The organism is Labedella endophytica, assembly GCF_003990045.1.
GTDB lineage: Bacteria > Actinomycetota > Actinomycetes > Actinomycetales > Microbacteriaceae > Labedella > Labedella endophytica.
This window is the reverse complement of sequence record NZ_RZGZ01000011.1, coordinates 1-753: the sequence shown is the minus strand read 5'-3', so window position 1 is coordinate 753 and position 753 is coordinate 1. Positions and strand designations below refer to the sequence as shown.

General features: G+C 48.9%; 1 protein-coding gene. It reads left to right on the top strand.

The window, feature by feature from the left end; genetic code table 11:
- Positions 1–83: 83 nt before the first annotated feature.
- Positions 84–753, top strand: a 670-nt coding sequence (locus ELQ94_RS17140) for an SGNH/GDSL hydrolase family protein (protein WP_133447511.1), incomplete at its 3' end; no start/stop codon positions are given.

The following is a 753-nucleotide window of genomic DNA, read 5'->3' as shown; positions in this document are numbered from 1 at the left end:
AGGCGAAAGGAGGGAGTGGCATGGAGCCTGGGGGGCAGGGGCTGGGGGGGGGGGGGGGCCGCGGCAGGGGAGACTTGGGAGTCATGATGGAAGGAAAGGCAACTGACATGAAAGTGATAGAAGGAAGGTTTGTCGGAGAGAAGACAGAGGGGAAAGGAACAGTAGAGAAGGAGGCAGGAAGAAAGATGACAGAACAAAAGGAAGTAAGAGAAAAGGTGACAGGAGAGAATACGACAGGATATAAGGTGACAAGGGAAAAGGAGACAGAAGAGAAAGTGTCAGGAAAGAAGACGACAGGGAGAAACACCAGTGACACAGACATACAGCAGAGAAGGAGTTACTCTGAGGCAGTAACACAGGGGGCTATGAGAAAAGGGAAAGTGTTCATGGGTGATTCAATTCTGAGGAAGACAGACAAGTCATTAAATCAGGCGGAAGACATTGTGGTTTGCTTACCGGGGGCCAAGATAGAACACGTGACAGAAAGAGTAGAGAAAGTAATGGGACATGGCAAAGGAGGTTCCATACTAGTACACGTAGGGACAAACAATGCAGACAAGGAAGGGACGATCGGAATAGTACAGAAGTTCAGACAGTTAGTCAGGAAGTTAAAGCAGACCAGGGTTGGACAGATTATTCTCTCAGGAATTTTGCCAGTAATGGGAGGAAGGGGGCAAACATACAGAAACTGCAAGAGGATGGCAATCAACGCACAAGTAGAACAGATGTGCGAAGAGGAGATGGTGGGGTACT